Source organism: Cupriavidus sp. L7L, from assembly GCF_004353535.1.
GTDB lineage: Bacteria > Pseudomonadota > Gammaproteobacteria > Burkholderiales > Burkholderiaceae > Cupriavidus > Cupriavidus oxalaticus_A.
On the sequence record NZ_SMNY01000048.1, the window covers coordinates 49483 to 74714 of the forward strand.

General features: G+C 68.4%; 27 protein-coding genes. 10 read left to right on the forward strand and 17 right to left on the reverse strand.

What is annotated here, in order from left to right; translation table 11 throughout:
* Positions 1 to 84: 84 nt before the first annotated feature.
* The 10 genes from E1J61_RS31400 to E1J61_RS31445 form a co-directional block, all read right to left on the reverse strand.
* A complete protein-coding gene (locus E1J61_RS31400) occupies positions 85 to 411 on the reverse strand; it encodes a c-type cytochrome (protein WP_018006137.1) in 327 nt (108 codons plus the stop codon).
* Positions 412 to 531: 120 nt separating this feature from the next.
* Positions 532 to 1569: a c-type cytochrome gene (locus E1J61_RS31405; protein ID WP_133097765.1), complete on the reverse strand. Its 1038-nt coding sequence runs from the start codon at positions 1567 to 1569 to the stop codon at positions 532 to 534.
* The gene (soxC, locus tag E1J61_RS31410) at positions 1553 to 2899 is read right to left on the reverse strand and encodes a sulfite dehydrogenase (RefSeq protein ID WP_133097766.1); all 1347 of its coding nucleotides are present in this window, start codon (positions 2897 to 2899) and stop codon (positions 1553 to 1555) included. The genes E1J61_RS31405 and soxC overlap by 17 nt, the downstream gene beginning before the upstream one ends.
* A gap of 107 nt (positions 2900 to 3006) precedes the next feature.
* The gene (locus E1J61_RS31415) at positions 3007 to 3423 is read right to left on the reverse strand and encodes a metalloregulator ArsR/SmtB family transcription factor (RefSeq protein ID WP_133097767.1); all 417 of its coding nucleotides are present in this window, start codon (positions 3421 to 3423) and stop codon (positions 3007 to 3009) included.
* 119 nt (positions 3424 to 3542) lie between these two features.
* On the reverse strand, positions 3543 to 4436 hold the full coding sequence (locus E1J61_RS31420; protein ID WP_133097768.1) for an EamA family transporter: 894 nt from the start codon (positions 4434 to 4436) through the stop codon (positions 3543 to 3545).
* A gap of 131 nt (positions 4437 to 4567) precedes the next feature.
* Positions 4568 to 5833, reverse strand: a complete 1266-nt coding sequence (locus tag E1J61_RS31425; protein ID WP_133097769.1) for an NAD(P)/FAD-dependent oxidoreductase — start codon at positions 5831 to 5833, stop codon at positions 4568 to 4570.
* Between the two features lie 13 nt (positions 5834 to 5846).
* Complete coding sequence (locus E1J61_RS31430) at positions 5847 to 6179, reverse strand: c-type cytochrome (protein ID WP_133097770.1); 333 nt, start codon at positions 6177 to 6179, stop codon at positions 5847 to 5849.
* A 171-nt stretch (positions 6180 to 6350) separates the two neighbouring features.
* Positions 6351 to 7190, reverse strand: a complete 840-nt coding sequence (locus E1J61_RS31435; protein ID WP_133097771.1) for a BON domain-containing protein — start codon at positions 7188 to 7190, stop codon at positions 6351 to 6353.
* A 63-nt stretch (positions 7191 to 7253) separates the two neighbouring features.
* Positions 7254 to 7841, reverse strand: a complete 588-nt coding sequence (locus E1J61_RS31440; protein WP_133097772.1) for a phosphoheptose isomerase — start codon at positions 7839 to 7841, stop codon at positions 7254 to 7256.
* Positions 7842 to 7894: 53 nt separating this feature from the next.
* A complete protein-coding gene (locus E1J61_RS31445; RefSeq protein WP_133097773.1) occupies positions 7895 to 8290 on the reverse strand; it encodes a YraN family protein in 396 nt (131 codons plus the stop codon).
* Positions 8291 to 8305: 15 nt separating this feature from the next.
* Between E1J61_RS31445 and rsmI the strand changes: the two genes are divergently transcribed.
* The gene (gene rsmI, locus E1J61_RS31450) at positions 8306 to 9214 is read left to right on the forward strand and encodes a 16S rRNA (cytidine(1402)-2'-O)-methyltransferase (RefSeq protein ID WP_133097774.1); all 909 of its coding nucleotides are present in this window, start codon (positions 8306 to 8308) and stop codon (positions 9212 to 9214) included.
* A gap of 100 nt (positions 9215 to 9314) precedes the next feature.
* Here the strand turns inward: rsmI and E1J61_RS31455 are convergent, their stop codons facing one another.
* A complete protein-coding gene (locus E1J61_RS31455) occupies positions 9315 to 10082 on the reverse strand; it encodes a septal ring lytic transglycosylase RlpA family protein (RefSeq protein WP_133097775.1) in 768 nt (255 codons plus the stop codon).
* A 293-nt stretch (positions 10083 to 10375) separates the two neighbouring features.
* Between E1J61_RS31455 and E1J61_RS31460 the strand changes: the two genes are divergently transcribed.
* The 3 genes from E1J61_RS31460 (at position 10376) to E1J61_RS31470 (ending at position 12127) form a co-directional block, all read left to right on the forward strand.
* Positions 10376 to 11026: an MBL fold metallo-hydrolase gene (locus E1J61_RS31460; RefSeq protein ID WP_133097776.1), complete on the forward strand. Its 651-nt coding sequence runs from the start codon at positions 10376 to 10378 to the stop codon at positions 11024 to 11026.
* A gap of 4 nt (positions 11027 to 11030) precedes the next feature.
* Complete coding sequence (locus E1J61_RS31465) at positions 11031 to 11687, forward strand: exonuclease (RefSeq protein ID WP_133097777.1); 657 nt, start codon at positions 11031 to 11033, stop codon at positions 11685 to 11687.
* A gap of 206 nt (positions 11688 to 11893) precedes the next feature.
* Positions 11894 to 12127, forward strand: a complete 234-nt coding sequence (locus tag E1J61_RS31470; RefSeq protein WP_133097778.1) for a hypothetical protein — start codon at positions 11894 to 11896, stop codon at positions 12125 to 12127.
* 82 nt (positions 12128 to 12209) lie between these two features.
* Here E1J61_RS31470 and arsC read toward each other — a convergent pair whose 3' ends face one another.
* The 3 genes from arsC to E1J61_RS31495 form a co-directional block, all read right to left on the reverse strand.
* Positions 12210 to 12569: an arsenate reductase (glutaredoxin) gene (arsC, locus tag E1J61_RS31475; protein WP_133097779.1), complete on the reverse strand. Its 360-nt coding sequence runs from the start codon at positions 12567 to 12569 to the stop codon at positions 12210 to 12212.
* Positions 12570 to 12938: 369 nt separating this feature from the next.
* The gene (locus E1J61_RS31490) at positions 12939 to 14207 is read right to left on the reverse strand and encodes a M20/M25/M40 family metallo-hydrolase (RefSeq protein WP_133097780.1); all 1269 of its coding nucleotides are present in this window, start codon (positions 14205 to 14207) and stop codon (positions 12939 to 12941) included.
* Between the two features lie 53 nt (positions 14208 to 14260).
* Entirely contained in the window at positions 14261 to 15526 is a 1266-nt protein-coding gene (locus tag E1J61_RS31495) for an allantoate amidohydrolase (protein WP_133097781.1), read from the reverse strand.
* A 394-nt stretch (positions 15527 to 15920) separates the two neighbouring features.
* Between E1J61_RS31495 and E1J61_RS31500 the strand changes: the two genes are divergently transcribed.
* From E1J61_RS31500 to E1J61_RS31520, 5 genes are all read left to right on the forward strand, one after another.
* Positions 15921 to 17327, forward strand: a complete 1407-nt coding sequence (locus tag E1J61_RS31500) for a C4-dicarboxylate transporter DctA (RefSeq protein ID WP_133097782.1) — start codon at positions 15921 to 15923, stop codon at positions 17325 to 17327.
* Between the two features lie 47 nt (positions 17328 to 17374).
* A complete protein-coding gene (locus E1J61_RS31505) occupies positions 17375 to 18067 on the forward strand; it encodes a GntR family transcriptional regulator (protein WP_133097783.1) in 693 nt (230 codons plus the stop codon).
* Positions 18068 to 18667: 600 nt separating this feature from the next.
* Complete coding sequence (locus E1J61_RS31510) at positions 18668 to 19471, forward strand: SDR family oxidoreductase (RefSeq protein ID WP_133097784.1); 804 nt, start codon at positions 18668 to 18670, stop codon at positions 19469 to 19471.
* 53 nt (positions 19472 to 19524) lie between these two features.
* Positions 19525 to 20310, forward strand: coding sequence for an enoyl-CoA hydratase-related protein (locus tag E1J61_RS31515; protein ID WP_133097785.1), 786 nt, complete (start codon positions 19525 to 19527; stop codon positions 20308 to 20310).
* 64 nt (positions 20311 to 20374) lie between these two features.
* On the forward strand, positions 20375 to 21208 hold the full coding sequence (locus E1J61_RS31520) for a crotonase/enoyl-CoA hydratase family protein (RefSeq protein ID WP_133097786.1): 834 nt from the start codon (positions 20375 to 20377) through the stop codon (positions 21206 to 21208).
* Between the two features lie 10 nt (positions 21209 to 21218).
* On the opposite strand, the gene E1J61_RS31525 is transcribed toward E1J61_RS31520, so the two are convergent.
* The 3 genes from E1J61_RS31525 to E1J61_RS31535 all read right to left on the reverse strand — a co-directional run bounded on the left by E1J61_RS31525 (position 21219) and on the right by E1J61_RS31535 (position 23537).
* Positions 21219 to 21587: a DUF2784 domain-containing protein gene (locus E1J61_RS31525; protein WP_133097787.1), complete on the reverse strand. Its 369-nt coding sequence runs from the start codon at positions 21585 to 21587 to the stop codon at positions 21219 to 21221.
* Between the two features lie 15 nt (positions 21588 to 21602).
* On the reverse strand, positions 21603 to 22523 hold the full coding sequence (locus E1J61_RS31530; protein ID WP_133097788.1) for a LysR family transcriptional regulator: 921 nt from the start codon (positions 22521 to 22523) through the stop codon (positions 21603 to 21605).
* Between the two features lie 63 nt (positions 22524 to 22586).
* The gene (locus E1J61_RS31535; protein WP_133097789.1) at positions 22587 to 23537 is read right to left on the reverse strand and encodes a LysR family transcriptional regulator; all 951 of its coding nucleotides are present in this window, start codon (positions 23535 to 23537) and stop codon (positions 22587 to 22589) included.
* 373 nt (positions 23538 to 23910) lie between these two features.
* On the opposite strand from E1J61_RS31535, the gene E1J61_RS31540 reads away from it, so the two are divergent.
* A complete protein-coding gene (locus E1J61_RS31540) occupies positions 23911 to 25224 on the forward strand; it encodes an MFS transporter (protein ID WP_133097790.1) in 1314 nt (437 codons plus the stop codon).
* The last annotated feature ends 8 nt before the right edge of the window (positions 25225 to 25232 follow it).

Consider the following 25232-nt stretch of genomic DNA (forward strand, 5'->3'; position numbering starts at 1 on the left):
GGCCGCTGGATCTGTGCAGGTCGGGTCGGCTTGCGCCGTCCGGCCCGTTGCATCGGCGGACTGCCCCTTGGGGGCGGTCAGGCTTTACTTGGCGGGCGCGCCTGCGAGCACCCACTCGACCACGGTCTTCAGGTCGGCGTCGCTGATGGCGGCGTTGGCCGGCATCGGCACCGGGCCCCAGACGCCCGAACCACCGCTCTTGACCTTCTTGCTCAGCGTCGCGAGGGCGTTCTTGTCGCCCTTGTACTTGGCGGCGACTTCCTTGTAGGAAGGACCGACCAGCTTCTTGTCGACCTGGTGGCAACCCATGCAGGCGTTCTTGTTGGCGATCTCCTGTGCCTTGGCGGCATCGACCGCGTGAGCCGATGCGGCGGCGCCCAGCATCAGCGCTGCGATGACAAACTGCTTCATTGTTAAGCTCTCCAAGCTCTGTAAAGCCGTGGGGACGGCAAGGGCCGCTCGGCACGTACTGCAAGCTGCTTCGCGGCATACACCGGCCGCCGCCTCGGGGGCACTGCGGCGGCCAGCCCGCTATTTTGCCTCAAGAATCCACCCCACCATGGCATGGACGTCCGAATCGGGGATCTGCGGCTGCGGCGGCATCGGCACGCTGCCCCACGCGCCCTGCCCGCCGGCCTTGACCTTTTTGGCCAGCGCGGCGTGCGCGTCCTGGCCCTTGTACTTGCCGGCGATGTCCGCGAACGACGGGCCGACCAGCTTCCGGTCCATTGCATGGCAGGCCACGCACTGGTACTGGCTGGCCAGCCTGGCGCCGGCCGGCGCGGGCGCTGAAGCGGCGGATGCGGCATTCGCAGGCACGGCCGCGCTTGCCGCCACGCCGCGTACCGGGCCAAAGGCGCGCTGCTGCTGCGCCAGCTCGCCGTGGGCGTCGCGGGCATAGTCAGGCATCGCCGAAGCGATCGAAACCTGCCCGGAGCAATCCTTCATGCAGGCGGTATTGCGCGTGTCCGGGCGGCCGCGGCCGGGCCACAGGCCATGGTCGGTGGTCATGCCGTCGCGGTTGGGCATGCGTCGCTGCACGGCCGCGATATTGGCGTCCGACAGCGTGAAGTCGGCCGGCACGATCTCGCCCAGGTTCAGCAGGTAGGCGGTGACGGCATAGACCTCGTCGGCGGACAGGCTCTTGGGTGCGTTCCACGGCATGGCGCGGTGAATGTAGTCCCACAGCGTGCTGAGCGTGCTCACCTTCATCAGCGTGGTGCGATACGGCTGGTTGCCGGTCATGGCGGCGACCCGGCCGCGCTTGATGTCCTCGGCCGTGGTGCCGCCCACGAGCGGCGTGAAGACCTCGTTGGACTCGCCGAAATCGCCGTGGCACGACGCGCACTTGCCGTCCCACACCTGCTGCCCCTGCGCCACGGTGCCGCTGCCTTTGGGCAGGCCCTTGAAGTCCGGGCGCACGTCGATATCCCAGGCGGCCACTTCGGCCGGGGTGGCGGCGCGGCCAATTGCCGCACGCGCATCGGCCGTGCCGGCGGCCCAGGATGGCGCCACGCAGGCCGCAACCAGCGCCAGCATGGCGGCGCCGCGTTCAGCCCGCGTGGACATTGGACACCTCCCCGCCTGCCGCCACCCGCCAGCTCTGGATGGCGTTGTTGTGATAGATCGAGCGCGTGCCGCGCACGGCGCGCAACTGGGCCATCTTCGGTTGCACGTAGCCGGTCTCGTCGATGGCGCGGCTTTGCAGGATCGCGGGGCTGCCGTCCCAGACCCAGTCGAGGTTGAAGCGCGTCAGGCACTTGGACAGCACCGGCGATTCCAGCCGCGCGGTGCGCCAGTTGCGGCCGCCGTCGGCCGAGACATCGACCCGCGTGATGCGCCCGCGTCCCGACCACGCCAGCCCGCTGATGTTGTAGAACCCCTTGCCCACCAGTTGCTGGCCGCCCGACGGCGTGGTGATCACCGACTTGCACTCCTGGATCGAGCTGTACTGGCGCAGTTTGCCGTCCGGCATCATGTCCACGTAGTGGATGGTCTCGTCCTTGGCGTTCCACGGCTGGTCGCCCAGTTCCAGCCGGCGCAGCCACTTGACCCACGACACGCCCTGCACGCCCGGCACCACCAGCCGCAGCGGGTAGCCGTTCTCGGGGCGCAGCATCTCGCCGTTCATGCCCCAGGCGACGATGATCTCGTCGGCCAGCTCCATCGGGATGGTGCGCGTCATCGACGAACCGTCGCCGCCCTCGGCCAGCAGGTAGCGGCCGCGGCGCAGGTCGGCGCCGGCGTCGTCCAGCAGCACGCGCAGCGGCACCCCGGTGAACTCGCAGCACGACAGCATGCCGTGCGTGTATTGCACCGTCGGCACGGCCACGTTGCCCCACTCCATGCCCGTATTGGCGCCGCACTCGATGAAATGCATGCGCGACACCGCCGGCAGGCGCATCAGGTCGTCCATGGTGTAGACGCGCGGCGTGCGCACCAGGCCGTTGATCATCAGGCGGTGGCGGGCCGGGTCGATATCGTGCCAGCCCTGGTGGTGGCGCTCGAAATGCAGGCCATTGGGGGTGATGATGCCGAAGAAGCCCTGCAGCGGCGCGAACGCGACTGATGCCGCCGACACGCGCGTCAGGCCCGGCGACTCGCGCCGGATCAGGTTTTTCTCATGGACCGAGGGCTGGCCATAGGGCCGGGCCGCGACCGGCTGGCCAAGGGACGTGGCCCAGGGCTGGGGCTCCAGGATGGCGGGATCGCCGTCCGCAGCCAGCGCGTGCCGGCCGGCGGTGGCGGCGATGCCGGCCGCGGCGCCGAGGAAGCTCTTGCGCAGGAAGTCGCGCCGCGGCGCGTCCAGGCCGTGCCGGCCGATGTCCTGCTGCAGCGATGCGCTGACGAAGTGCTCGGGCGCGGGCACGATGCGCCCGGGCCGGTTCCGTTCCTGCAATGCCGTCTCCTCCGGCAGCTTGCGCCTGCGGGGCGCGCCGCCTGTTATTCGTGCCGCCGCGCGCCTTGCGCGACAGCGATCGATGGTCCGGAAGAGCCGGATCGCGCTCAGCCTGCCGCCCGGCGCCTGCGCGCGGGCGCGGCCTCGGGCTGCGCCATGAAGCGGTCGACCGCGCCGGAGGGCAAGGCGTTGTCCTCCAGCCGGCTGGCCACCTGCACGCACACGGTGCGGCACAGCTCGATCACGCTTTCGTCCGCAATCGCGTAGAAGACCAGGTTGGCTTCCTTGCGGCGCGACAGCACGCCCGAGCGGTACATCGCGTTGAGATGCCGCGACACGTTGGTCTGCGACGAACCCACCGTCTCGACCACCGTGGTGACCGGCTTCTCGCCATCGCACAAGGCGTGCAGGATCTTCAGCCGCGTCGGCTCCGCCAGCAGGCTGAAGTAGCCCGACACCTTCTCGAAAACGCGATCCAGCTCTTCCATGCCGTCTAATATATTCGTATATGCGTGAGTGCGCATATAGTGTTTACCCAATGATGCAGAACAGCATGATTGTGCCGGGCATGGCTGCGCGGCACCAATCATGGTTTGCCAGCGGTGACTCCCGGTGGTGGACCGGAGGATGGCCTCGTGGTGGCCTATCGGCGCAGCAGTACCCGGCCCGCCCACAGCCGCTGGCCGAACACATTGAGCAGCAGCCCCGCCATGACCACGGCCGCGCCCGCCCATTGCGCCGGCGACAGGTCTTCGCCCAGCAGCACATGCGCCGACAGCAGCCCCACCACCGGCACCAGCAGCGTCAGCGGCGCCACCTGGCTGGCGGGATAGCGCGTCAGCAGCCGGCCCCACATGGTGTAGCCGAACACGGTGGCGGCAAAGGCCAGGTACGCCACGGCGAACACGCCCATGGCCGACACATGCGTGACGCTCGCCACGATGCGCGCCGGCCCCTCCACCCACAGCGACAGCAGCGCGAATGGCACGATCGGCACCAGCGCGCCCCAGATCACCAGGCCCAGCAGGTCGACCGGCCCGATCTTCTTGCTGACGATATTGCCGCTGGCCCAGCAGAACGCCGCACACAGCGTCAGCACGAAGCCGGCCACGCTCATGCCGCCGGCGCTGGCGGCAGCGCCCGAGCCGATCAGCGCCAGCCCGGCGGCGGCCACCGCCATGCCGGCAATGTTGTGCCAGCGCACCGGCTCGCCCAGCCACAGCGCGGCGATGGCCAGCGTGAAGAATGCCTGCGACTGGAGCACCAGCGATGCCAGGCCGGCCGGCATGCCGACCGCCATCGCGTAGAACAGGAAAGCGAACTGGCCCAGGCTGATGGTCACGCCGTACGCCAGCAGCAGGCGCGACGGCACGCGCGGGCGCGGCACGAAGAAGATGGCGGGGAAGACCACCAGCAGGAAACGGAGCGCGCCGAGCAGCATCGGCGGCACGCCCGCCAGCCCTACCTTGATGACGACAAAGTTGACACCCCAGACGCAGACGATGGCGAGGGCGAGGAGACGGTCTCTGGCTTGCATGGCGGGGGCGGCCGGGATGGCGACTGGCGATGTGATCAAACCCCCAGCCTACCAGCCGCCCCGCGCGTGGCATTGCACGTTCTTGCGGTTTTGTTATGGGCGCCCTGGCAACGCCCCAAATTGCCAGTGCCTTATCCCAGCATTTCCGACCAGATGCTCCTGGCCCACGACAGCGCGTACACCCCCTCCAGCGTATTGGGCGCGTCCGACAGCCCGCCCGAGCCCGGCACGGTCAGCATGGTCTTCTGTGCGGCATCGTAGCGGTGCACGCTCGCCACGTGCACCGCCTCGCGGTCCGAGGTGAAGCTGTAGCAGGTGTTGTTATAGAGCGGCTGCGGATCCGGCGCGCGGCCCGACAGCAGCGCCACGATCGCCGCGGCCGCCACCTTGCCATGCTGGTTGGCCATATGGCCGGACTTGGGCATCAGCGGCGCGATCTGGATGGCATCTCCGATCACATGGATGTTGGGCGCCGCGCGCGACTCAAAGGTAACGAAATCGACATCGCACCACCTGGTGTTGGCCGTGGCCAGCCCGGTCGCCACCGCGATCGCGCCCGCGCGCTGCGGTGGCAGTACGTTGATCACGTCCGCGCGCACATCGTCCTGCACCTCGAACTTGAGCGTGCGCGTGGCCGGGTCGACATCGACGGTGTCGTACTGCGGCCGGTATTCGACCATGCCGGCGTATTGCCCGGCCCAGACCTTGCGGAACAGGCCGGCCTTGGAGGTGATGTCCGGGTTGGCGTCCAGGATCAGCACCTTGCTGCGCGGCTTGTGCTGCCTGAAATAGTGCGCCACCTGGCAGGCCCGCTCATACGGGCCGGGCGGGCAGCGGTACGGCGCCAAGGGGATGGTGATGGCGTAGGTGCCGCCGTCCGGCATCGCCTCGAGCTGGCGGCGCAGCGCCAGGGTCTGCGGGCCGGCCTTCCAGGCGTGCAGCACCTGGTCGCCGCCGGGCCGCTTCAGGCCGGGCAGCGCATCGCTCATCAGCTCGATGCCGGGCGACAGCAGCAGGCGATCGTACGGCAGCGTGCCGCCGCCGGCCAGCCGCACCGTGCGCTTGCCGGGATCGATGGCGGCGGCGGTGTCGCGCACCAGCTTGACGCCGTGGCGGCGCACCAGCTGGTCGTACGACAGCGTGATGTCGGCCAGCTGCCGGCTGCCGCCGACCACCAGGTTGGACAGCGGGCAGGAAATGAACGCAGGATTGGGTTCGACCAGCGTGACTTCGATGGCGTTGCCGCTCCACTCGCGCAGGTAGCGCGCGGCGGTGGCGCCGCCGTAGCCGCCGCCGACCACCACCACCTTGGCCGGCGCCGCGGCCCTCGCCGCGTGCATGCCCATCGAGCCCAGCACCGCGGCGCCGGCGGCGCCCAGGAAATGTCGTCGTTGCATGGCGCTCTCCCCGTCAACGCACGTTGGCGAACCACGCCGCGATCGCCGCGAGCTGTTCGTCGGTGTAGCCCCTGGCGATCTGGTGCATCACCGTGGCCGGGCGGGTTCCGGAACGGAACGCCTGCATCTGCGCCACCAGTTCGGCCTGCGGGCGTCCTGCCAGCGACGGGATGGTGCTGCCTTCAGGCGCGCGGCCCGACGGGCCGTGGCAACTGGTGCAGCCTGCGGCATTGATGCGCACGTACTGGCCGGCGGGGTCGGCCGACAGTGCGGGCTGGGCGCCGCAAAGCGCCAGGGCCAGCAGTGCCAGCCGCACGAACACAGCGGGCCGGGGGATGGTTGTCATGGTCTCGCTCCGTGTGGGGTGCCGGGCGCAGGCATCGGCGAGATGCCTGCTGGCGCGGCAACCGTATCACATCGGGTGCGGACAGTGTGCGGTGAAAATCTCAGATGGAAAAACGGCGCCCGCATGTGCGGGCGCCGTGGTGCCGGCAAGCGAGCCGGCAAGCGAGCCGGCTCAGGGCAGGTTCCGGCCCGGCGGCAGGGCGACCGGCGAGGCAGCCGGCGAATCTACCGGGCTGGTAGTGACCTGGCTGGGCGTGCTGGCCGGCGCATCGACCGGACCGCCCACGCCCGGCACCGACTGCACCGGCGCCGGCGTGCCGACGTTGCCATCGTAAGACGGGTTCTGCGAGGTCGAGGCCGCATCCAGGCGCGCGCGCTCGGTGTCATTGACGTAGTCGAACGCCTTGACCACCTTGGTCACGCCGGAGGCATTGCGCGCCACGTCGGTGGCGCGATCGCCTTCCTGCTGGGTTACCACGCCGAGCATATAGACCACGCTCTTCTCGGTGGTGATCTTGATCGAGTTCGACGGCACGCCGTCGGCGGTCATCAGCAGCGTCTTGACCTTGCTGGTCAGGTACGCGTCCTGGCTCTGCGTCATGAAGCCGGGCGAGTTGACCACCTCGAGCTCGTTGATCACCACGCGCGCATTCTGCAGGCCGCGCACGTACTGCTCGACCTGCTGCTTGACGCTGTCATTGCTGGCCTCGCCGGTGAGCAGCACCTTGCGGTTGAACACGGTCACGTTGACGCGGGCCTGGCCACTGTAGCGCGAGTTGATGGTGCTCTCCGCTTCCATCTGCAGGCCGCGGTCGACGGTCTGGGTGGCGGCCGGACGGCGGTCGGTGGCCATGGTCACGCCGGTGCCAACGGCGCCGGCGATCACGGGGAAGCAGCCGGCCAGCTGGGTGGCGGAAACCAGCACCGCCGCCGCGGTCAGCGTGGCGCGAAGGATACGGCCGGCGCCGGCGGCGCTGGTCCGGGTTTCAGGCGTAGTAGGCAGGTTGGTCATGCGGTCCTTGCTGTGGCTGGATGTTGGAAATGGGGGCGGAAGTGAGCAAGCGGACAGGCTAGCTCAGGCTTCCCCGAGCAATGCCTCGTCGATGCCGTCGCATAGGCAATGCAGCGTCAGCAGGTGCACTTCCTGGATGCGCGCGGTGCGCTCGCTCGGCACGCACACGTGGATATCGAATTCATCGAGCAGGCCGCCGATGACGCCGCCGCCCTTGCCGGTCAGCGCAATCACGGCCATCTCGCGCTGGCGCGCCGCCTCGATCGCGGCGATCACATTGGCCGAGTTGCCCGAGGTAGAAATCGCCAGCAGGATGTCGCCGGGCACGCCGAGTGCCTCGACCTGCTTGGAAAACACCTTGCTGAAGTCATAGTCGTTGCCGATCGCGGTCAGGATCGAGCTGTCGGTGGTCAGTGCGATCGCCGCCAGGCCCGGGCGCTCGCGCTCGAAGCGCCCGACCAGCTCGGCGGCGAAATGCTGCGCATCGGCCGCCGAGCCGCCGTTGCCGCACGCCAGGATCTTGTTGCCGCTGGTCAGCGCGCCCACCATGCGTTCCACGGCGGCGTCGATATAGGGGGCCATTGCCGCCGCGGCCTGTCGCTTGGTCTCGGCGCTGTCTAGGAATTGTTGCTGGATACTCTCGATACTCATGGCTCTGTGGCCTTTCATTGGCAGTTGCACGCCCGGTCGCGCGCCAGCGCGCATTATGAACCAGCCGCCGCGGCGTCAAGGTCAAACGCGTGCTGCAGCCACTCCAGGCGCCCCGGCTCCAGCGCCACCACGTCGAATCGGCACGGCGGCAGCTGCGCCAGCGTGGCGAGGTAGTGAGCCGCGGCCAGCAGTACGCGGCGCTGCTTGGCCGGCGTGACGCTGGCGGCGGCGCCGCCGAAACCGCGTCCGCTGCGCTGGCGCACCTCCACGAACACCAGCGTGCCGTCCGGCGCGCGCATCACCAGGTCGATCTCGCCGCCTTTGCAGCGATAATTGCGGACCACGGGCTGCAGGCCCTGGCGCCGCAGGTGCGCCAGCGCCCGGTCCTCCGCCCGCATACCGCGCGCCTGCGCGCTGCTCGGCTGCGTGGTGGATTTGAATGATGGCATCGACGGAAGTTCTCAATGAGTGACTGGATCTCGCTGGCGGCCAGCCAGTCGTACCCGGGCGGCACGCTGTATGTCGTGGCCACGCCCATCGGCAATGTCGCGGACCTGTCGCTGCGGGCGCTGCATGTGCTCGGCCTGGCCGACGCGGTGGCCTGCGAAGACACCCGCAATACCGCCCAGCTGCTGTCGCGCGTGGGGCTGCAGCGGCCGCTGGTGGCCGTGCACGAGCACAACGAGCGCGAGGCTGCCGGCCGCATCGTCGCGCGGCTGGCCGCTGGCGAGCGTATCGCCTATGTCTCGGACGCCGGCACGCCGGGCATATCGGATCCGGGCGCAAGGCTGGTCGAGGCGGTGCGCGCCGCCGGGCACGCGGTGGTGCCGCTGCCCGGCCCCAGCGCGGCGGTGGCCGCGCTGTCGGTGGCGGGCGACATGCTCGATACCGGCGATGGCCGCTTCACCTTTGTGGGCTTCCTGCCGAGCAAGCCCAAGGCGCGCGGCGAGGCCATCGCACGGCTCGCCGCGCTCGACCACGCCTGGATCTGCTACGAGGCGCCGCACCGCATCGCCGACACGCTGGCCGCGCTCGCCGCCGGCCTGCCGGGCGAGCGCCGGGTGCTGGTCGGGCGCGAGCTGACCAAGCTGTTCGAGGACATCGCGGTGGTGACGGCGGCGCAGGCACCGGCATGGCTGGCGGCGGACCCGAACCGGGCCAAGGGTGAATTCGTGCTGGTGGTGGAAGGCGCCGGCGGCGACGCGGCCGCGGACGGGGCGCCCGATGCCGAGGCGCAGCGCGTGCTGGGGCTGTTGCTGGCGGAACTGCCGGCCAAGCGCGCCGCCAAGCTGGCGGCAGCGATCACCGGGGCGAGCACCAACGCGCTCTACCAGCTGGCACTGGCGCAACGTTCCGGCAATAGCGGGGACTGAGGTTGCCCCTGAGGACGCCCGGGCGACGACGCCGGGCCGGTGCGGGGAAAGTAACGGAGAGGTGTCAGCGCGCGGTGGCATGCATCGGGCGCTGCCGGTCTCAGCGGCGCTTGCGCTTGACCGTCTTGCCGCTGGCCTTGGTTGCCTTGCGCGCCTTGGCGGGCGCCAGCGAGTTGGCGAGTTCGGGCACGGAGACATCGTCGTCGCCACTGCCATCGCCGGCTTCAGTGCCGCCGGTATCGAACTGCGGGCCCAGCGCCGCGACTTCGGTGCGCGTCAGGCGGCGGATTTCGACGTTGACGGCGCCGCGCTCGACGAAGCCAAGCCGGCGCGCGGCGCCGTAGGAGACGTCCAGCACGCGGTTGCCGTGGTACGGACCGCGGTCGTTGATGCGCAGCACCGCAACCTTGTCGTTGCGCAGGTTGCGCACCAGCACCCAGCTGTCGAGCGGCAGCGACGGATGCGCGGCGGTCATGGCGCGCATGTCGAAGCGCTCGCCATTGGCGGTCTTGCGGCCGTGGAAGCCCTTGCCGTACCACGAAGCGACGCCGCGCTGCTCGAACGTGCCGATGTCCGCGCGCAGGCCGTCGAGCGAGCTGCCGCTGCGCCCTTCTTCCCGGTCGTAGCCGAACAGGTTCCAGCTGCCGCCTTCGGACGATGCGCGGGCGCTCTTGTCCGCGTCGTTGCGGGCGGCCTTGCCGGCGTTCTTCGCGCCGCGCGTGGGCACCGCGTTCGACGTATCGGCGACGTCCGCATTGTCGCCCCCGGGGGGCGTGGCACAAGCGGCCAGCACCAGGGCGCATGCAGTGCATGTCCCGAGCTTGGCCAGCCGTTGCCAGCGCTTGGTGAGGGCGGTCAAATTAAGCATGGGCGCGAGTCTAGCATTCACTACTGCTGACTATCTCTTTCATTTTGTTACGAAATCTGTTCGATCTCGCACGAACGAGGGCGATCTTGCCCGCGATCGACGGTGTGACAAGGGATTGCGGGCGATCCGGAAATTTGTAACAGAGAGGCTTAAAAATCACATATGGATATGCGCCGCAACAATTTATCGCCCGGCGCTACAATGCAAAGCATGAATGCCGGCCGGTTTTCCAACGCTGTCGCGGCGGGTGCGGCGCCTATTTCGAATGCCGCATCGGTCACAAATATCAACTGATGAAAGTCCTCCTTATCCCGGTCACCCCTTTCCAGCAGAACTGCTCGCTGCTGATCGACGAAAGCACCGGCACAGCCGCCGTCTGCGACCCGGGCGGCGACCTCGAACGCGTCCGCGAAGCGGTCCGGGAGCAAGGGGTCACGCTGCAGAAGATCTTCCTGACGCACGGCCACGTCGACCACTGCGCCGGCGCCGCGGCGCTGGCGCGCGAATTCGGCATTCCCATCGAAGGGCCGCAGCGGGATGAACGCTTCTGGATCGAGCAACTGCCCGAGCAGACGCGGCGCTTCGGCTTCGGCCATGCCGAAAGCTTTGAGCCGGACCGCTGGCTGGAAAACGGCGACACCGTGCAGTTCGGCAATGAAACGCTGGAGGTCTACCACTGTCCGGGCCACACGCCCGGCCACGTGGTGTTCTTCTCGCGCGCCAACAAGCTCGCGGTGGTGGGCGACGTGCTGTTCGCCGGCTCGATCGGCCGCACCGATTTCCCGCGCGGCAACCATGCCGACCTGATCCGCTCGATCCGCACGCGGCTATGGCCGCTGGGTGAGGATGTGACCTTCGTTCCCGGCCACGGGCCGGTTTCGACCTTCGGCGAGGAGCGCCGCAACAACCCCTTCGTGGCCGACCACCTGATCGACGTGGGCTGAGGCTATGGCCAAGCGACAGCTGCCAGACACCCGGCCGGAAATCTACGTCAGCACCGACGTCGAGGCCGACGGCCCGATTCCGGGCCCGCATTCGATGCTGTCGTTCGCGTCCGCGGCGATGCTGGCGGACAAGACCGTGATCGGCACGTTCTCGGCGAACCTGGAGACGCTTCCTGGCGCGGCCGGCCACCCCGTGCAGATGCAGTGGTGGCAAACCCAGCCTGAGGCCTGGAGCGCCTGCCGGCGCGACCTGCAGCGCCCGGAAGATGCGATGGTGCGCTATGTGGAGTGGGTCGAGAGCCTGCCGGGCAAGCCGGTCTTCGTGGCTTTCCCGGCAGGCTTCGATTTCACCTGGATGTTCTGGTACATGATGCGCTTTGCCGGGCGCTCGCCGTTCGGCTGGGCCGCGCTGGACATCAAGACCCTGGGCTTTGCGCTGACCGGGCGGCCTTACCGCAAGACCGTGAAAGCGGCGTTCCCGGCGGAATGGATGGATCCGCTGCCCCACACCCACGTGGCGCTGGACGATGCGCTGGAACAAGGCGCGCTGTTCTGCAACATGCTGGCAACGCTGCGCGAACGGGAAGCGGCACTGGCAAGCCTGGCGCCGGCTGCGGACAACGAGGCAAGCGAGTCCTCACAAGCTGATCCAGAGCCCTGATCCGCTGCTGCAGGGCAGCATGAACCGCGGCACGCCCCTTGCAGGCCGAAGGCTCGCATCCGTCGCCAACCGCCTATAGTAGAAGTGGATGTGGCGCACCGGGCAAAACGAGCCAACTGACTATTCGGCGCACTTGCGCAACCCGCCATCATCCGCCTGACCGATGTGCCCGGAGCCGCGCGGCGCCTGCCGAGGAGGTGTCGATCATGCGTTTTCCTACCGACCTGCACTTGAGAGACCTGGCCGGCCGGATTCACTGGCCGCATGGATCGCACGCGAAGGGCGTAACGCCCATCACCCATCACCACACCTCGGATGAAGACGCCGAAGTCGCCAAGGCCACCCTGTACGTCAGTACGGTGACACTGGTGGTACTGCTGGTCGTGCTCGCGGCCATTGCTTTCGGTCAGGAGGCCATGCACTGGCTGGGTGTTCATTAAGACGACCCGCCTGAAGCTGTTTGTCTCGCAGACCGGCCGGCCCCCACCCTTCGTGGGGGCCGGTTTTATTCCGGCGTCCGCCTCAGGCCAGCAGCGGCGCCACGTTCTCGGGCGGGCGGCCGATCGCGGCGCGGCGGTTGCGAACGACCACCGGGCGCTGCAGCAGGATCGGGTTATCGGCCACGGCGGCCAGCAGCTCGGCATCGGTCAGGCCCGGGTCGGCCAGGCCCAGCTCCGCGTACGGCGCCTCGTTGTCGCGGATCATCTCGCGCACCGGCACGCCCAGCATGGTGTTGAGCTGGCGCAGCGTCGCCACCGATGGCGGGTTCTTCAGGTACTCGACGATTTCCACCGGCTCGCCCAGGCGCCCGGCGGCTTCCTCGACCATGGCAAGCGTCTCGCGCGACTTGGAGCAGCGGGGGTTGTGGTAGATCGTGATCATGGCAGGTGGTCCTTTCTTGTTGATGTGCGCCCCGCCTCGGGGCGGTGGCACTAATGCGGTGCAAATCCAACGGCACTATATACAACACATCGGGCCGCGCGCAGGTGCAACGGAACAAGTGCCGGGCACACATCCTGCTCGGTTTCGCATCGCGCCACCAGCTCGGCGAGCAGCGCCTGTCCCAGGGCCTCGCCAACACAGCGGTGGTCGCATGGGCAGTGGATCGATACGGTATTGATGCAGCGGGTGCTCGGGACGGGGGCGAATACGCTGCCGGAGTAGGCGCAAGCGCTTATAAAAAAACGCCACGGCCGAAGCCGTGGCGTTTCTGTCGCCGATCTGTCACCGGCGCGGAGATGCCTTCCCCGCTTACTTCATCAGATCCGACAACGCCAGCGCCACCACCTTGGTCGCGCGGTTCAGGTCGTTCAGGCGCAGGTTCTCGTCCGAGTTATGGCCGCGCGCTTCCATCAGGGTACGCGGGCCGGCACCGTACAGCACGGTCGGGATGCCGCGCTTGGTGTAGTGGCGGGCGTCGGTGTAGAGCGGCACGCCCTGCACCGGGATTTCCACGCCGAACACCGACTCGGCACGGCTCTTCAGCGCGCCGATCAGCTTTTCCACGCCCGGCAGTTCCGACAGCGGCTCGGCCAGGATGATGCGCTCGACCTTCACTTCGATGCCCGGGCGGTCCCTGGCGGCCTTCTCGACCACGGCACGGATCTCGCCTTCGGCGTCGAAGCCGATTTCCTCCGGGATCATGCGGCGGTCGACGCGGAAGGTCACCAGGTCCGGCACCACGTTGGTGTTGATGCCGCCCTTGATCAGGCCGACGTTCAGCGTGGCGGTGTCGATGCCAGGCACCTTCGACTTGCGCGTGGCCAGTTCGGCGCGCAGGCCGTAGATGGCCTGCAGGATATGGGTGGCGGCCTCGATTGAGTCGACGCCGGTGTGCGGCATGGCGGCGTGGCCCTGCTTGCCCTTGACCGTCACTTCGACGTGCAGGCAGCCGTTGTGCGACGAGGTGATGCCGTACGAGAAACCGGCAGAGATGGCGTAGTCGGCCTTGCTCAGGTTGTTGTCGAGCAGGAACTTGGGACCGATATCGCCGCCGGTTTCCTCGTCATAGGTGAACTGCAGCTCGACCGCGCCGTTGATCTTGGCGCCCTGCTTCTCGGCCTCCATCAGCGCCAGCACGGCGTAGGTGTAGGTGGCGAAGTCAGACTTGGACACGGCCACGCCGCGGCCGTACATGACCGGGCCGTGCTCGCTGTCGGCAATCTCGCCGCCGTACGGGTCCTTGGTCCAGCCCAGGCCTGGAGGCACCACGTCGCCGTGGGCGTTCATGGCGATGACCGGGCCGCCCGTGCCGAACTGCTTGCGCACGATCAGGTTGGTGGCGCTGATCATGCCGGCGGCCTTCACCTGCGCGTCAGGCACCTTGTGCGCCTCCACCGTGAAGCCCAGGCCCTCCAGCAGTTCCTTGGCGCGCTTGCCGTGGGCATCGCAATCGCCGGCCGGGTTGTCCGAAGGCACCTTGACCAGCTCGGCCAGGAAGGCTTCCTGCTGCGGGCGGTGCTGGTCGATGAACTGCGTCAGCGTGGTTTCGATGGGATTCATACTGTCTCGTGCGGTCATGACTTGTTCTCGTAGCTTCTCAGGAAGGTTCGGATGGGTTTCCGGGCGCTGGCTTACTGCTGCAGCCGGAAATGCTCGACGAAATCGCTGAACACGCGCGCGGACAGTGCTGCATCCTCGGCGGTCATGGTTTCGGTGGGATGGTGGCTGATGCCGCCGTTGCCGCAGCGCACGAACAGCATGGCGACATCGGCGATGGCGGCGATGGCCATGGAGTCATGGCCGGCACCGGACGGCAGATGGCGCACCGGCACGCCCTGGCGGGCGATGGCGGCGGCCCATTGCTCTTGCAGCCACGGGGCGCACGGCACGCTGTTCGCCTCGTGGGTCTTGCGCACCTGCGCGCGTACATTGCGGCGCGCGCACACGCGCTCGATCTCGGCCAGCACGTCGTTGACGGCGGCCTCGCGCTCGGCGTCGATGCCCGAGCGAATGTCGATGGAGAACACCGCATGGCCCGGCACCACGTTGGTGGCGCCATTGGGCACGTTGAACTGGCCGACGGTGCCGACCAGGCCCGGCTTGCCGCCGCAGCGCTTCTCGATGAACAGGCCGATTTCGGCACCGGCCATGGCGGCATCGCGGCGCATGTCCATCGGCACCGTGCCGGCGTGGCCGGCCAGGCCTTCCAGCTCGACGATAAAGCGCGTGGCGCCGGAGATCGCGGTGACCACGCCGACCGGCAGGCCCTCGTTCAGCAGCACCGGACCCTGCTCGATATGCACCTCGATGAAGGCGGCGACCTTGCTGCGGTCATGCTTTGCGGCAGGCAGGCCGGCCGCGTCGAAGCCAGCCTCGCGCATCACTTCGCGCATGGTCTTGCCGCTGTCGTCGACGTTGTCCAGCACCTTGGTGTCGAAGGTGCCGGCGATGGCGCGGCTGCCCAGCAGCGTGGCCTTGAAGCGCACGCCCTCTTCCTCGGCAAAGCCAACCACCTCGAGCGCGAACGGGAAGCGCTTGCCCTGGCGGTTCCACTCGGCCACGCAGGCGATCGGCAGGATCACGCCGAGGTTGCCGTCATAGCGGCCGGCGTCGCGCACGGTGTCGAAGTGGGAGCCGGTCAGCAGCGCCGGCGCGCCGGGCGTGGTGCCCTCGTAGCGGCCGATCACGTTGCCGGCGGCATCGCGCCGCACCGTCATGCCGGCCTGCTGCATCCATTCGGTCAGCTGGGCGGCGGCGCCGTGGTGGGCCTCGGTCAGGTAGGTGCGGGTGAGCATGCCGGGTTGCTCGGTGTGAACGGCCAGTGCATCGGCCCAGGCCATGATGCGCGTGCCTACCTCTGCGGCTGCCGGCGTGGCCGACGACGGATTTGCTGCCATGCGTGTCTCCTGCTGGAAGTGCTTGAAAGCCGCGGCGGCGTGGCTGGCGGGGCGCCAGTGCGGGCGGGACGCCCATGGCCGAAGCTCTATTCTGTGCGATTCATGGTAGCACAGTGAATTCAAAAATTGCATACAAAAATGATATGCACTATATTCGGTTCCACGTTCAGACAATCCGCTGCGGACAATCCGGTCCGGACAACGGATTGCGTGGATTCCGCCCCAACAGGGGGGCTGTCCGCGCGGTGGCGCGCTCCCGACCCGGAGCCCTGCCCGAGACGTAAGGCCGGCAGCCCACCCAGCCGTCAGAGCAGCACGGGGCCGCCGGTGATTCCTGGATCGAAATGGGCCAGCCAGCGCACATGCGCAGGACCGGCCCGGCACGGAGACAACCATGCAGCACGCAGTTCCCTCGCAGCACCGCCCGGGCACCCCACGCCTGCACACCCGCTTTACCCGCTCGCTGTTCGGCCAGGTGCTGATCGCCCTGGTGATTGGCACGGCACTCGGCCTCGCCTTTCCCGAATTCGCCGCCAAGCTCAAGCCGCTCGGCGATGCCTTTATCAAGCTGATCAAGATGCTGATCGGCCCGATCGTGTTCTGCGTGGTGGTGGCCGGCATCTGCGGCGCCGGCGAGCTGAAGAAGGTTGGACGCGTCGGCATCAAGGCAGTGGTGTATTTCGAGATCGTCACCACCATCGCGCTGGCGCTGGGCATCCTGCTGGCTTATGTGTTCCAGCCCGGCGTCGGCATGAACGTGGATCCGCGCTCGCTCGACGCGTCGGCCATTGCCGGCTTTATCGACAATGCCACCAAGGTCAAGGACCAGGGCACGGTCGACTTCCTGCTCAAGCTGATTCCCAATACCGTGTTCGGCGCCTTTGCCAACGGCGACGTGCTGCAGGTGCTGCTGGTGTCGATCCTGTTCGGCTGCGCGCTGTCGCTGGTGGGCGAGCCGGGCCGGCCGCTGGTCAAGCTGATCGATACCTTCTCGCACACGCTGTTCAAGATGATGGGCTTCATCATCAAGCTGGCGCCGCTGGGCGTGCTGGGCGCGGTGGCCTTCACCGTGGGCAAGTACGGCATCGGCTCGCTCAAGCAGCTGGGCTTCCTGGTGTTCCTGTTCTACGGTGCGGTGATCGTGTTCGTGCTGGTGGTGCTGGGCACCATCATGCGCGTGTGCGGCTTCTCGGTGATCAAGCTGATCCGCTACCTGCGTGCCGAGCTGCTGGTGGTGCTGGGCACGGCCTCGTCCGACAGCGTGCTGCCGCAGGTGATGAAGAAGCTGGAGTTCATGGGCATCAAGAAGTCGGTGGTGGGCCTGGTGATCCCGACCGGCTATTCGTTCAACCTGGATGCGTTCTCGATCTACCTGACGCTGGCCGCGGTGTTCATCGCCCAGGCCACCAACACGCCGCTGGCAATGGGCGACCTGCTCGGTATCCTGGCGGTGGCGCTGGTCACCTCCAAGGGCGCGCACGGCATTCCGGGCTCGGCCATCGTGATCCTGGCGGCGACGCTGTCGGCGCATCCGGCAATCCCGGCGATCGGCCTGGTGCTGGTGCTGTCGGTGGACTGGTTCATCGGCATCGCGCGCGCGCTCGGCAACCTGATCGGCAACTGCGTCGCAACCGTGGTGGTGGCCGCATGGGAGAAGGATATCGACCGCGAACGGGCGCGTGGCGTGCTCAACGGCACGATCGAAGCGACCGACCTGGACGCCGGCCTCGCCGCCATGACGGATGACAACGCCGTGGCCGGTTCGCCCGCCGCCGTGCCGGGGAGTGTCGCGGGGCGCTAGAATCACGGCATTTCCCCAACGCGCAGCCCCTGCGCAAGTGCGCTGCCATGCCCGAGCATATCGATCCCGACATGACCGCTGAAGCGATCGCCGACGACATCGTCGCGGCGATCGTCTCGCACCGCCTGCCGCCTGGCACCAAGCTGCGCGAGGAGGCGCTGGCCAGCGTCTACCGCGTCAGCCGCACCAAGGTGCGCGCGGCGCTGCTGATGCTGAGCAAGGACAAGGTCATCCAGATCGTGCCGGACAAGGGGGCGTTCGTGGCCAAGCCCAGCGCGGCAGAAGCGCGCGAGGTCTTCGCCGTGCGGCGCATCCTGGAAGCGGCGCTGGCGCGCGAGTTCGTCGCCAGGGCAACCGCGGCCGACTACAAGCGCATCGACAAGCACCTCGCCGCCGAGCGCAAGTCGCTGGGCGGCAACGACGCGCAGGTGCGCACCCGGCTGCTCGGCGATTTCCATATCGTGCTGGCCGAGGTGGTCGGCAATGGCGTGCTGACCGAGATGATGCGCGAGCTGTCCGCGCGCAGCGCGGTCATCACCATGCTGTACCAGTCCCGCCGCGACGCGGCGTGCTCGTCGGACGAGCATCGCGAATTCATCGAGGCGGCGCGCGCGGGCGATGTCGAGCGCGCCGTCACGCTGATGGTGGACCACCTCAGCCATGTCGAAAGCGCGCTGCATTTCGAGGAAACCGCGCCGGTGGCACGAGGCAAGGACCTGGTCGCGGCGCTGCTGGCGTAGGAGAGGGACTGGCCGTTGACCCGCGCTTGACGTGAGTCAAAGCGGCCTGGGCCGCGCCCGGGCACACTTGTCCTCGCCATGAAGACGCGGGGGCGCACTTCATGAGCACTCTGCCTTTCGCGCATCATCGCCGGAAGGCCGCCCGCACGCTGCAACGGTGTGCGGGCTTTCTTTTTTCTGAGGGCTGGCTTTTGCCGCGCCGAGCATCGTTAGCCGGCGGATCCTCGCGAGCAATGCCGCAGCGCGGCAATTTCCCTTTCCGGCCAATCACTTGCGCATGTACCGGCCGCGCAAGCCGTGCGGGCTGGCGCACATTGCCGGGCCGGCCACTTTCCATCGCCGGCGCAAAGCGGCCATAACCGAATGCGTGCTTCGGGTTAGGATCGCGAGGGCCCAACCCAGAGGCCTGCGCCGCGGCATCGCCGCGGACGCGCATCAGAACAACCGTCATGGAGACCCGTCATGCGTGATCGCACCGTGCCCGCGCGGCCGTCCGGCCTGCGTTCGCACCCTCTCCCGGTTTTCGTTTCCTGAGCGCCCCGCCTCTGGCGGGCGCGGTCATCCCTCGCATTGCCTGACCATCGATCAAGAGGACTACCCATGCCCAGTGCCTTTCGCGCAGACGCCTTCGCCGGCAAGACCGTATTCATCGCCGGCGCCTCTTCCGGCATCAACCTCGGCATCGCGCACGGCTTCGCCCGCGCCGGCGCGAAGCTGGCGCTGATCAGCCGCACCGAAGACCGCATCCAGGCCGCGGCCGATGGCATCGCCGCCGCGGGCGGCACCGCGATCGGCATGGCGGCCGACGTGCGCGACTATGCGGCGGTGGAGGCGGCACTGGCGCGCACGCGCCAGGAACTCGGCCCGATCGACGTGGTGATCTCCGGCGCCGCCGGCAATTTCCTCGCGCCGGTGGTCGGCATGTCGGCCAATGCGTTCAAGACCGTGGTCGACATCGACCTGCTCGGCACCTTCAATGTGTTCCGCGCCAGCTTCGACCACCTGGGCAAGCCCGGCGCGTCGCTGATCGCCATCACGGCGCCGCAGGGTGTCAACGCCATGATGTTCCAGGCCCATGCCTGCGCGGCGAAGGCCGGCATCAATATGCTGATCAAGTGCCTGGCAATGGAATGGGGGCCGGCCGGCGTGCGCGTCAACGGCATCTCGCCGGGCCCGATCGCCGATACCGAAGGCATGGCGCGACTGGCGCCGACGCCGGAGGTGGAGGCGCGCTACAAGGCCCGCCTGGCGCTGCGCGACTACGGCACCAAGGACGATATCGCCGGCGCCGCCATGTACCTGAGCAGCGACGACGCGCACTTCGTCACCGGCACCATCCTTGACTGCGACGGCGGCAGCAAGCTGGGCGACGCGTCGGCCGATGCGCTCAAGCCCATGCGCTGACGCGCGACCCGGAGAACACAAGAGCAACCACAACGATACATGGAGATCCAACGATGACAGCATCCGTGCTTTACCAAACCGACGCAGGCGTGGCGACGCTGACCCTGAACCGCCCCGACGTGCTCAACGCGATGAACGCCGACCTGATGCGCGAGCTGCGCGCAGGCGTGGAACGCGCCGCGGCCGATGCCGAAGTGCGCGCCGTGCTGATCACCGGCGCCGGCCGCGGCTTCTGCGCCGGCGCCGACCTGGCCGCGCGCCAGGCCGGCGGCAACGGCCTGCAGGATTCCGGCCAGATGCTGCGCGAGCGCTATCATCCGATCATCCTGGCGCTGCGCCAGATGCCCAAGCCGGTCATTACCGCGGTCAACGGCGTGGCCGCCGGCGCGGGCATGAGCCTGGCGCTGGCCGGCGACGTGGTGCTGGCGGGCCGCTCGGCCAGCTTCCTGCAGGCGTTCTCCAAGATCGGCCTGATTCCCGATGCCGGCAGCACCTACTTCCTGCCGCGCTATGCCGGCGAGATGCGCGCCCGCGCGCTGGCCATCCTGGCCGAGAAGATCGACGCCGAGGAAGCGCAACGCATCGGCCTGGTGTGGAAGGTCCATGACGATGCCGCGCTGCAGGACGAAGCCGGCAAGCTCGCGCGCCACCTGGCCAGCATGCCGACGCTGGCCTACGGCATGATCAAGGAAGCCCTGAACCAGAGCTTCGGCAATGACCTGGCCGCGCAGCTGGAAGTCGAGGCCACGCTGCAGTCGCGTGCCAGCCGCAGCGAAGACTGCAAGGAAGGCGTCGCCGCCTTTGTCGAGAAGCGCAAGCCGCAGTTCAAGGGGCGCTGAGCAGCGTTCTCGCCGCCTGCAGCACACCCGGCACACCCGGCACACCAACCCAAGGAGCCCGCGCATGAGCGCCAGCAGCAATGAACGGATCATCGTCACCATCGAAGGCGGCGTCGCCGACGTCCGCCTGAACCGTCCCGACAAGATGAACGCGCTCGACCAGCAGATGTTCGATGCGCTGATCGAGACCGGCGAGCAGCTGGCGCGCACACAGGACCTGCGCGCCGTGGTGCTGTCGGGCGAAGGCCGCGCGTTCTGTGCGGGCCTGGACATGGGCCGCATGGCCGGCATGCTGTCCGGCGATGGCGGCAGCGAAAGCGACAGCATCGGCGGCGGGCGGCTCGGCAAGCGCACCAACGGCATTTCCAATCGCCCGCAATATGCCTGCATGGTGTGGCGCGAGCTGCCGGTGCCGGTGTTCGCGGCGGTGCACGGCGTGGCGTTCGGCGGCGGCCTGCAGGTGGCGCTGGGTGCCGATGTGCGCTACATCGCGCCCGACACGAAGTTGTCGGTGATGGAGATGAAGTGGGGCCTCGTGCCGGACATGGCCGGCATGGTGCTGACGCGCGGTCTGGTTCGGCCCGACGTGCTGCGCGAGCTGGTCTACAGCGCGCGCGTGCTCAATGGCATCGAAGCGTGCGAGCTGGGGCTCGCCACCTACGTTGCCGACGACCCGCGCGCCGCGGCGCTGGAAGCGGCGCGCCAGGTGGCGCAGAAGAACCCGGATGCGATCCGCGCGGCCAAGCGGCTGATGGCGGTGCTCGAGCGCGGCGACAATGCCGCTATCCTGCAGGCCGAGTCGGACGAGCAGGACCGGCTGGTCGGCTCGCCCAACCAGCGTGAGGCGGTGCTGGCCAACATGGAGAAACGCGTGCCGCGGTTTGACCCGGCGCGTTGAAGCCTGTAGCTCAGTGGTGGCGCCGGCGGCGCCACCAAACCGCGTAGACCGCCACGTTGACGACCAACACCACCAATCCCAGCCACAGCTGCACGGCGGGCGTCAGGCCCGGCGGATAGATCAGCGGCAACAGGTAGCGCTCGATAAATCCGCCGCTGTAGCCCGCCTCCCCCGCGGCACGGCGCAGCGCATTCTCCAGCGGCGTCAGCGGGCAGATCCACCCGGACCACTCGATCAGCACGCCCCACGCCGCGGCGGGCAGGTGGACCCACGCCAGCCGCGGCCAGCGCAGCACCAGCAGGCCGCCAGCCACCACGAACACGATAAACAGCCCGTGCACGATGACGACGAGATCCGCCAGCCAGGCTGATATTGGCATCTCGTCCCGTTGCGCTCAGTCGCCGTTGCCGCCGGCCATCCAGTAACCGGGGCGCGCGAACTGGGCTTTCAGGTGCTCGATAAAGAAACGGATCTTGGCCGGCACCGGGCGCTGCTGCGGGTACACCGCGAGGATGTCGTAGTCGGGCAGCGCGTATTCGTCGAGCACGGTGATCAGCTCGCCGCTCTCTAGCTGCGGCAGGATCTCCCAGGTCGAGCGCCAGCCCAGCCCGAGCCCTTCGCCGGTCCAGCGGTGCAGCAGCTCGCCGTCGTTGCAGTCGAGGTTGCCGTTGACGCGCACCGTCACGGTCTTGCCGTTCTGGCTGAAGTACCAGCCGCGCTGCTGGCCGCCCTGCAGGTTGAACGCCAGGCAGTTGTGGTGCTCGAGGTCGTCCAGCGTCTGCGGCACGCCGTACTTGGCAAAGTACGCCGGCGTGCCGCATACCACGCGCTTGTTCTGCGCCAGCTTGATCGCGACGAAGTTGGGGTCGATCGCGCCGCCGATGCGGATACCGACGTCATAGCCCTCGCGCACCAGGTCGACCACGCGGTCGGTCAGGTTGAACGAGATCTGCACTTCCGGGTTGGCGGCCAGGAAGGCCGGCGCGTGCGGCGCCACGTGCTTGCGGCCGAACGCGGCCGGCGCCGACACGATCAGGTGGCCGGTGGCCTTGTGCTTGCCTTCGGCGATCAGCATCTCGGCGCGGTCCAGGTCGGCGAGCGCCTTCTTGCATTGCTCCATGAACACCGCCCCCTGCTCGGTCACGGCGATGCGGCGCGTGGAGCGGTGCAGCAGCTTGACGCCGATACGCGCCTCCAGCGCGTTGATGCGCCGGCCGATCATCACCGGCGTGACGTTCTGCGTCAGCGCCGCGGCGGCCATGCTGCCGTGCTCCACCACGGCGATAAAGGCTTCGATTTGCTTGAGTTTGTCCATCGGATATCAGTCTCCCGGGCGCCATTGTGCGGCATCGGCGCCGCCGTGGCATCCCGGCGGCGCTTATGAAGCGGATCGGGCCCGGCGCATGGCGGGCGGCGCATCGCGGCGCTCGCGGGCACAATGCCGCACTTCGCGGCTGAATTCCGCGCAGGCGTGCGTCATCAGGTCGACCGAGCGATAGACCAGGAAAACGCGGAAATCCGGCAGCTCGTCCTGGATCGGCAGCGGCACCAGCTGGTCGCGGGCCAGCTGCAGCGGGCCGCCGGTGCCGTGGAAGACAAAGTCCGACCACATGCTGACCAGGTCGGTGCGCGTGGCCAGCTGCAGGCCGAGCAGGTTCGATGCGCTCTGCACCACCCGGCGCGGCATTTCCATCCGGTGCAGCCGCATCAGGCTGGCGAGCGGGCTGCCGGCATCGTCGACCGGGTCGAGCACCAGCCAGTCGGCGTCCAGCAGTGGCCGCAGCCGGCGCGTGCGGCGCAGCGGGTGCCCGGCGCGCACCGCCAGCTTCATGCCGACCGAGAACAGCGGCTCCCATTGCAGCGAGGCCGAGCCGGGGCCGCTGTTGGTGGAGATCAGGCCCAGGTCGAGCCGCCCTTCGCGCAGGCCTTCCTGGATCTGCTGCGGGCGCAGCTCGAAGCCGCGCAGCGCCACGTTGGGAAAGCGCTGCCGGAACGCCGCGATGGCCGCGGGCAGCGGGCCGCTCGACGCCACCGCGGTAAAGCCGATGTTCAGCTCCGCCTCGGCATGGCCGCGGATCGATTCGATGTCTTCCAGCGCATGCCGCAGCTCCTGCTCGACCACGCTGGCGCGCTTGACCAGCGCCAGCCCGTAGGCGGTCAGACTGACGCCGCGCACCGAGCGCGACAGCAGCGTCACGCCGAGCTCGCGTTCCAGCTCGGCGATGGCCTTGGACAGCGCCGGCTGCGAGATATGCAGCGCGCGCGCCGCTTCATGGATGCTGCCGTGCTCTGCCACGGCCAGCAGGACCCGCAGTTGGTGCAGCTTCATCGATTTCGTTTCCTGTTCCAGGGTGCCGTGCATTGCCGTGCGCCATGCCCCGGCGCGGGGCAACACGCCCCATCCGCGGGCGCGGCGCCGATGCGCGTCGCGGGCAGCACTTCCGTCCCTTCGCCGCATCGGCCAAGGCTTTGCCGGCGCCCTTCAGTAGTTTTCCCGATATCGGGACGACACCGGTTATGACGGTGATTCGATCTGGTTATCAGGATGAAAATATATGATTTTTTGTCCCGGGCCGTTTGCCTGAATACTCAGCGCCACAGGTTGCCAACCTGACTGCCGCGCGAGCCGCTCCTGCTCACCGGGCCCTGACAACACCGGTCCGCCGTGCGTGCAGCCCCCCACCAGTTCGTGGAGAACTTGCATGAACGAAGCCACCCTCGCGACGCCTGCCAGCGTCGCGGCCGCCCCCGCCGCCACCGTCAGCACGCCTCGCAACCAGAGCCAGTTCCGCCTGATCGCGGCGTGCTCGCTGGGCAACGCGCTGGAGATGTTCGATTTCACCGTCTACAGCTTCTTCTCGCTGCTGATCGGCAAGCTGTTCTTCCCCTCCGACAGTCCTTACGGCTCGCTGCTGCTGGCGGTCGCCACCTTCGGCATCGGCTTCGTGATGCGCCCGCTCGGTGGCGTGTTGATCGGCAGCTACGCCGACCGGCGCGGCCGCAAGGCTGCGATGACGCTGACCATCGGCCTGATGGTGCTGGGCACGCTGTGCATCGCGCTGGCGCCGCCGTATGCGTCGGCCGGCATCGCCGGCTCGCTGATGATCGTGGCGGGCCGCCTGCTGCAGGGCTTTTCGCTCGGCGGCGAGATCGGTGCCTCGACCGCGATGCTGATGGAGGCAGGCGGGGTCAAGGGCCGCGGCTGGCGCGTCAGCTGGCAGCTCGGCAGCCAGGGCATCTCGGCGCTGCTGGGCGCGCTGACCGGCGCCGCGCTGTACGCCGTGCTGCCGGCCGCGTCGCTGGAGAGCTGGGGCTGGCGCCTGCCCTTCCTGGTCGGCCTGCTGATCGCGCCGGTGGGGCTGTATATCCGCGCGCACCTCGACGAAACCCACCAGGCCGACGACCACGCGCCGAGCCCGCTCGGCGAGCTGTTCCGCAACCACTGGGCCACCGTGCTCAAGGGCATCCTGGCGACCACGGCCGGCACCGCGACGATGTACCTGGTGGTGTTCTTCATGCCGACCTACATGATCCGCGTGCTGCATATGCCGGCGTCGCTCTCGTTTCTGTCGGGCTGTGTCACCGGGCTGACGCTGACGGTGGTGTCGCTGTTCGCCGGCCGCCTCGCTGACCGCCTGGTCGCGCGCAAGCCGCTGGTGGTGGCATCGCTGGTGCTCAGCATGCTGGCGGTGTACCCGGCGTTCTGGCTGATCAATGCCTACCCGAGCGTGCCGCTGGTGCTGTGCGTGTCGGCGCTGCTGACGGCGCTGGTCAACCTCGGCACCACGCCGATGTTCCTGATGATGCTGGAGATGCTGCCCGCCGGCGTGCGCGCCAGCGGCCTGTCGGTGATCTACAGCGTGGGCGTGACGGTGTTCGGCGGCTCGTCGCAATTCATCGTCACGTGGATGCTGGCCCGCACCGGCAACCCGATGTCGCCGGCCCTCTACATGCTGGTCTGCGGCGTGATCACGCTGCTCGCCGTGCTGCGCATCCGCGAAATCCGCGCCCACTGATCCGCACC